Raw genomic sequence first — 6,384 nt, 5'->3', positions numbered from 1 at the left:
GGCCGATGTGGCAATAGTCGTATACGGTTACGCCGCATACATACATCCGAACCCGTTTTGGTTCGAGTGACTCAAACGGCTCCACTTTCCCCGACAATGTGTTGAACAGAGTCAGCATGATATTGTCAAGACCCGGGCGTCACGGATCGTCTCGGCCAATGGGACCATAAGAAGTAGCCGAGGGCCGCAGCGAGAAATAGCCCGATGACGATGTCGAATTGATGAAAATAGTCACGCAGATGTTCCCATTCCTGTCCCATCTTCACGCCGATGTAGGCCAAGAGATAGCACCACGGCAGCGCCCCCAGAAAGGTGAACAGCACGAATCGCGGGAAATTCATCCGCGCAATGCCTGCCGGCAGGGAAATGAACGTCCGCACGACTGGGAGCATGCGGCTGAAAAATACGGCGGCCTCTCCGTACCGTGCAAACCATCGGTCCGCGGTCTCGAGATCTTTCCGTGAAACCAGCATGTAAGGCCCGTATTGCTCGACGAAAGGCCGTCCTCCCCACACTCCGCCATAGTAAGCCACGATCGACCCCACGACGTTTCCGACCGCTCCGGCCAGGGTGACTCCCAACATGGTGAATTGTCCGGTTGTGACGAGATAGCCCGAGAATGGCATGATAATCTCGCTGGGCAGGGGGATACAGGCGCTCTCGATCGCCATCGTGACCACAATTCCTGTATAGCCGAAAGTCGATATTGTATTGATGACGAACCGGCTGAGAACCGTGATAATAGCTTCAATGAGATTTCCCATCTCTGATCAGCCTCTGGCCTTGCGTGGTTTTGATTTCGATAAAGCAGATTGACGGGACTTCCCTTGCAACGGAACTTCCCATGTTCGTAAGTGCTCCAGCACACCGTAGTGCGTGCTGTCGAGGTGGATTGGAGTCAATGACACTGCTCCCTCCTCTATCGCTTCGTGATCCGCGTCCTTGCTCCGACTCCAGGATACCCGACTTCCTGCAATCCAGTAATACTTCCGGCCGTGCGGATCGATCTTTTCGATGATGGGATTGTCGAACCTCCGTCGGCTCAAGCAGGTTACCCGCACCCCGATGATGGCCTGTGGCGGACGATTGGGAATGTTCATATTTAACAACGTTTCCTCCGGCAACCCACGCTGGAGAATCAGCCGCGCGACCCGAAAGGCATACCGAGCTCCGGTTTCGAAGTGAAAATGTTCCCGTCCCTCCTGCGATACAGCCAAGGAGGGGATGCCCAGTATCGTCCCCTCAACTGCCGCTGAAACGGTTCCCGAATACAACACATCGTCACCAAGATTCACGCCTCGGTTGATTCCTGAAACGACTAGATGAGGGCGTTTTGGCATGATATTGAGGAGGGCCAGGTTGACACAGTCGACCGGCGTACCGTTAACGGCATATATCCTCCTTCCGAGCTGCTGCACCCGAAGCGGTTTGTGGAGCGTCACGGCATGGGCCACGGCGGTCCGTTCACGATCCGGAGCGATCACCCAGACTTCGCCCAGTTTGGCCAAAGCCTTAGCTAGTATGGTCAAACCAGGAGACTGAACTCCATCATCGTTAGTGACAAGTATGCGCGAACTCGTGTCAGACATAAAAAAAGCTGCGCTCGGCAGCTTCCTTGCTTCGCCAAGGACTGAGCGGCATGATCGTGCCACTGCTCAGCCATCGGCACAAACTCCTATGCAGATTGGTCGGGGCGAGCCGATTTGAACGGCCGACCACTCGCACCCCAAGCGAGTACGCTACCGGGCTGCGCCACGCCCCGACGTCTCTGTTTCATCCTGCAATGGCTCACATTGTCGCCTTGAACGGTGCCGGATTGCAACTGGATGGATATGAGAGGGCACTGAACCGTCGGATCATGAATGGGACTCAAGAATCTTCAAGATCGCTTGGAGATGACCTCGTAATCGTTGCGCCAACTCCTTGGGCTTGATGCGCTGGGATGATACCCTCCCTCGCCTAGCCCAATACCGTTTCACCCCTTCGAGCGTATGGCCTTCATCGTAGAGCATCCGCTTGATTTCCAGCACCGTTTCAACATCTCGCCGTTCATATAAACGCTGATTCCCCCTGCTTTTCTTTGGTTTCAGAAAAGGAAATTGTGTTTCCCAAAACCGCAAGACGTAAGCCGGAAGTTTTGTCACGCGGCTGACTTCGCCAATTTTGTAGAAAACCTTGCTGCCCAGCCTGGGTTCAGCCCCCATTGACCGGTCCTCTTGGCGGGAATTCGTACGGGTGTGCAAATGCCTTTACGAGTTGACGTACTTCTTAAACACTTGACTCGGCCGGAAGGTGACAACGCGTCGTGGTGTGATACCAATTTCTTCACCGGTTCTGGGATTTCGTCCCTTCCGTGCCCCCTTGCTCCTCACCACAAAATTTCCAAAGCCTGCAATTTTGACTGATTCTCCCTTTTGTAATACTCCCTTGAGCATATTCAGCACGAGCTCGACAATATCGGCGGCTTCATTCTTGGAAATGCCGACCTGCTTGTAGATCTCGTTCGCTATATCTGCCTTTCTCATGCGCCCCCCTTTGGGTAACCTCTGCAGACTTGTCGGGTCATTCGCCGTGTCGCCTTAGACAAGGGACAGTTTTGTCATAAGTTACGTGAGGTTATGGGACCTGTCAAGAAGTAATTCACAGAAGGCGAGATCAGGGGTCTAACGGTCTGACTCAAGCAGCTTGTACTCGATACTGTCGGCAAGGGCCTGCCAGCTGGCCTCCATGATGTTTTCGGAGACCCCGACAGTACCCCATTTGTCTTTATGATCGCCCGATTCGATCAAAACCCTGACTTTCGATTCAGTGCCACGATTAGCCGAAAGCACGCGCACCTTATAATCGAGGAGTTTGACTTCCCTGAGCTGAGGATAGAACTTTTCCAAAGCCTTACGCAGAGCGTGGTCCAACGCATTTACAGGGCCAGCTCCCACGGCTGCGGCATGTTCCACTGCATCTCCGACTTTCACCATGACGGTCGCTTCCGAAGTCGAAGCACCATGGTCCTGCCTCTTCTCTACAATGACCCGGAACCCGACCAGCTGGAAGGAAGGGGAATGGGACCCCATGGCCTTGCGCATGAGGAGTTCGAACGAACCTTCTGCCCCCTCAAACTGGTAACCCTCGTTCTCACGCTCTTTCAAGGTGGCCATTAATTCCTGGACCTTAGCATCGTGCTTATCCAATTTGATACCGAACGCCTCGACCTTTTCCAAAAGCCCGCTGCGCCCCGCGTAATCCGACACCAACATGCGCTGACGATTGCCTACGAGGGACGGCACCACATGCTCATAGGTCGCCGGATTTTTTAATACCGCATGGATATGAACACCCCCCTTATGTGCGAATGCGGAATCGCCTACGTAGGGCTGATGCTTGTTCGGCATCAAGTTCGCAATTTCCGTCACGAATCCCGACACTTCTTTCAAGTGAGTCAGCCGCTCTCCCAACGCTGGGCGTTTCATCTTCAACTGAAGGTTCGGAATGATTGAGCAGAGATTCGCGTTACCGCAACGCTCGCCGATTCCATTGATCGTTCCCTGTACCTGGAGGACGCCTATGTCGATCGCCACGAGCGAATTTGCGACGGCCATCTCACAATCGTTATGCGCATGGATCCCGAGAGGAACTTGACATTCTTTCTGAACCACCCGGCAGATTTCTTTGATTTCCCACGGCATCGTGCCGCCGTTGGTATCGCACAAAATGATACGCTCGGCACCTGCTTGCACTGCACGCCTGACCGTCTCAAGGGCATAGTCGGGGTTGGTCTTGTACCCGTCAAAAAAATGCTCGGCGTCGTAGAAGACCCGGCGTTGCTTCGAGCGAAGGTGCGCGACGGAGTCGCTGATAAGGTCGAGGTTCGTCGCAAGGGAAATTCCCAGGGCATCTGTGACATGCAACGACCAGGATTTCCCGAAAAGGGTGATGATCTTGGTTTCCGCATCAAGCAGCGCTTGAATGTTGGAATCCTTCTGGACAGGATTACTGGCCTTTCTTGTGGAACCGAATGCCACAACCGTCGCGTGCGACAGAGGCGTTTCTTTGATCATCCGGAAGAACTCGATGTCTTTCGGATTGGCCCCTGGCCATCCTCCCTCGATGAAGTGTACGCCGAGTCCGTCCAATTGTTGAGCAACCCGTACCTTGTCCTCAGCGGAAAACGTAACGTCCTCTGCTTGTGCTCCGTCGCGCAAGGTCGTATCGTAGATTTCCAGTTGAGGATGTTTCAACGCAGCTGTGGAGGCAGCCGGACCCGAACGACCGGACGGTTTCTGAGGAGCTTTGCGTGGTTGTGAGGCCTTCTTTGCCATGGGGAAAGGGTAGCAGGAGCAGGGCGAGCCTGTCGAGGCTCAAATCATCGCATCATTACTTGGGTGAACGGTCGCTGACCGACACGCGATCCAATCCGAATGCGGTATGAAGCGCGCGCATCGCGAGCTCCAGGTACTTCTCGTCGATGACGCAGGAGATTTTAATTTCCGAGGTGCTGATCATCATGATGTTCACGCCCTCTCCCGACAATACTTCGAACATTTTCGCAGCCACTCCCGAGTGAGACCGCATCCCGACGCCGACCAATGATACTTTCGCAATGGAGTCCGTCACCGACACAGATTTGGCACCGATCTCGTTCGCCACATTCTGAATGATCGGCACCGCTTTCTTCACATCAACCCGAGGGATGGTGAACGAAAAGTCCGTCAAGGATTCATGGCTCACGTTCTGGATGATCATGTCGACCAGAATATTGGCCTTGGCCACCGGGCCCAACAAACGGGCGGCGATCCCGGGCTTATCCGGCACCCCGACGATCGTGACCTTCGCCTGATTCCGATCGCCGGTGACCCCCGACACTGCGACCGCTTCCATGTCCTCATCTTCACGTGTCACGAGCGTCCCCTTTCCCTCTTTGAAGCTGGAGTTGACTTCCAGCGGCACGTTGAATTTCGCGGCAAACTCGACCGAACGGCTTTGGAGTACTTTGGCACCCAGACTCGCCATTTCGAGCATTTCTTCATAGGAAATTTTGTCAATCCGCCTGGCCGACGGCACAATATTCGGGTCCGTTGTGTAAACCCCGTCGACATCGGTAAAGATGACACAGCGATCGGCTTTTAAGGCGCCGGCCAATGCCACCGCCGTGAGGTCCGACCCCCCACGTCCCAACGTCGTGACATCCGATTGCTGGTTGATGCCCTGGAAACCGGCCACGACCGGTATCACGCCTCTGTTCAGCGACTCACGGATACGTTCGGCTGTCACTTTGGTAATTCGCGCCTTGGTGTGAGCGCTGTCGGTCATGATTCCGACCTGGCGTCCCGTGAACGACTGGGCATCCAATCCACGTCCTCGTAAGTCCATGGCGAGAAGGGCTATCGTCACCCGTTCACCGGTCGACAGCAGCATATCGAGCTCGCGTTCATCGGGAACAGCAGTCACCTCATGCGCCAGCTTTAAGAGGCGGTCAGTTTCGCCGCTCATCGCAGAAAGGACCACCACGACCCTGTGACCGTCCTTGACGGCACGTTCCACACGATCGGCAACGCGGTGGATTCGCTCAACTGTTCCGACAGAGGTTCCCCCATATTTCTGGACGATCAATGCCACGATGGTTACACGCCTTTAGCAAACAGTCGGACGACAAACTTGGTGGCATCGCGAGGAGGCGTGTGAGAGGATTGGGCATCCGCCTCAGTAAACCGCCGATCTTCATCGGCAGCCTGCTTTGCGGCGCTGTCAAGGTACGCGTATAACCATTGGCCCTCAGTCAGTTGTGCCTGATGGACACTGCCTGGATCGCTGATCGTGACCAAGCGATACGGACCGATCTTTGCGAGCCCGTCGATGAAAGGACCGACGAATTCACGATCGACGGATTCGATTGCGCGAACTTTGGCTTTCACATCCGTATCGTAGACGACTTCGTCCGGAAGTTCGAGATGCACGTAGGCAAAGTCTTTTTTCTGTAATGCATCGAGGGCCTCAACCGCATGCGTGCGGAGATCAGCGTCAGCCAGTTTTTCTATGTCCACCGCTTCGAGGCCAGAGACTAACCCAAGGCCGCGGTGGACATCGTTCGATGTTACGACAACACCGGAAATTTGGAATCGCTCGGCAAGGCTGGGCCAGGAAATAGCACGCCCCTCGCCCCAGAGCCAGAGACAATTCGCTGGTTTATTCCCCGCGTCACGCCGTTCATCGTTGACGGGATGATCGCGAAGGATCACCAATGACGCGTCCATCAACCTTCGCAAAATATCGGCCCCATCTCCGGCAGGCAATGCGTCGGCTATCGATCGGCCGACCAACGTCTGCGGGTCCACACACATCGCTCTCGGTTTTCCGTCGACCCACACCATCAAATGGCGATGCCCTGAG

The 6,384-nt window shown here is 54.9% G+C and carries 8 protein-coding genes and 1 tRNA gene; all 9 read right to left on the bottom strand.

Translation table 11 applies throughout. The features are described from left to right. A partial coding sequence (locus ACWVCN_RS10470; RefSeq protein WP_455245612.1) for a hypothetical protein occupies positions 1–118 on the bottom strand: 118 nt, incomplete at its 3' end. 7 nt (positions 119–125) lie between these two features. Further along, positions 126–764 carry a DedA family protein gene (locus ACWVCN_RS10465; RefSeq protein ID WP_455245610.1) on the bottom strand — a complete coding sequence of 213 codons (639 nt, stop codon included), beginning with the start codon at positions 762–764 and terminating at the stop codon, positions 126–128. 6 nt (positions 765–770) lie between these two features. Then, a complete protein-coding gene (surE, locus tag ACWVCN_RS10460) occupies positions 771–1,589 on the bottom strand; it encodes a 5'/3'-nucleotidase SurE (RefSeq protein ID WP_455245608.1) in 819 nt (272 codons plus the stop codon). A 96-nt stretch (positions 1,590–1,685) separates the two neighbouring features. Beyond that, positions 1,686–1,762 (bottom strand) — tRNA-Pro (locus ACWVCN_RS10455). Between the two features lie 94 nt (positions 1,763–1,856). Then, positions 1,857–2,204 carry a MerR family transcriptional regulator gene (locus ACWVCN_RS10450; RefSeq protein WP_455245607.1) on the bottom strand — a complete coding sequence of 116 codons (348 nt, stop codon included), beginning with the start codon at positions 2,202–2,204 and terminating at the stop codon, positions 1,857–1,859. 45 nt (positions 2,205–2,249) lie between these two features. Continuing rightward, positions 2,250–2,525 carry an integration host factor subunit alpha gene (locus tag ACWVCN_RS10445; RefSeq protein WP_455245605.1) on the bottom strand — a complete coding sequence of 92 codons (276 nt, stop codon included), beginning with the start codon at positions 2,523–2,525 and terminating at the stop codon, positions 2,250–2,252. 138 nt (positions 2,526–2,663) lie between these two features. Continuing rightward, positions 2,664–4,316 (bottom strand): citramalate synthase, encoded by a 1,653-nt coding sequence (gene cimA / locus ACWVCN_RS10440; protein ID WP_455245604.1) that lies wholly within the window; start codon positions 4,314–4,316, stop codon positions 2,664–2,666. Between the two features lie 55 nt (positions 4,317–4,371). Continuing rightward, positions 4,372–5,613, bottom strand: coding sequence for an aspartate kinase (locus ACWVCN_RS10435; RefSeq protein WP_455245603.1), 1,242 nt, complete (start codon positions 5,611–5,613; stop codon positions 4,372–4,374). Positions 5,614–5,618: 5 nt separating this feature from the next. After that, positions 5,619–6,384, bottom strand: a 766-nt coding sequence (locus ACWVCN_RS10430; protein ID WP_455245601.1) for a hypothetical protein, incomplete at its 5' end; no start/stop codon positions are given.

Source organism: Petrachloros mirabilis (assembly GCF_975968855.1).
The sequence above is the reverse complement of the archived record's forward strand: the minus strand, read 5'-3'. Positions and strand labels throughout refer to the sequence as shown.

Excerpts from the sequence above, each read along its gene's own strand:
- cimA (WP_455245604.1), bottom strand. The coding sequence starts at position 4,316 with ATGGCAAAGAAGGCCTCACAACCACGCAAAGCTCCTCAGAAACCGTCC.
- ACWVCN_RS10445 (WP_455245605.1), bottom strand. The coding sequence starts at position 2,525 with ATGAGAAAGGCAGATATAGCGAACGAGATCTACAAGCAGGTCGGCATT.
- surE (WP_455245608.1), bottom strand. The coding sequence starts at position 1,589 with ATGTCTGACACGAGTTCGCGCATACTTGTCACTAACGATGATGGAGTT.
- ACWVCN_RS10450 (WP_455245607.1), bottom strand. The coding sequence starts at position 2,204 with ATGGGGGCTGAACCCAGGCTGGGCAGCAAGGTTTTCTACAAAATTGGC.
- ACWVCN_RS10465 (WP_455245610.1), bottom strand. The coding sequence starts at position 764 with ATGGGAAATCTCATTGAAGCTATTATCACGGTTCTCAGCCGGTTCGTC.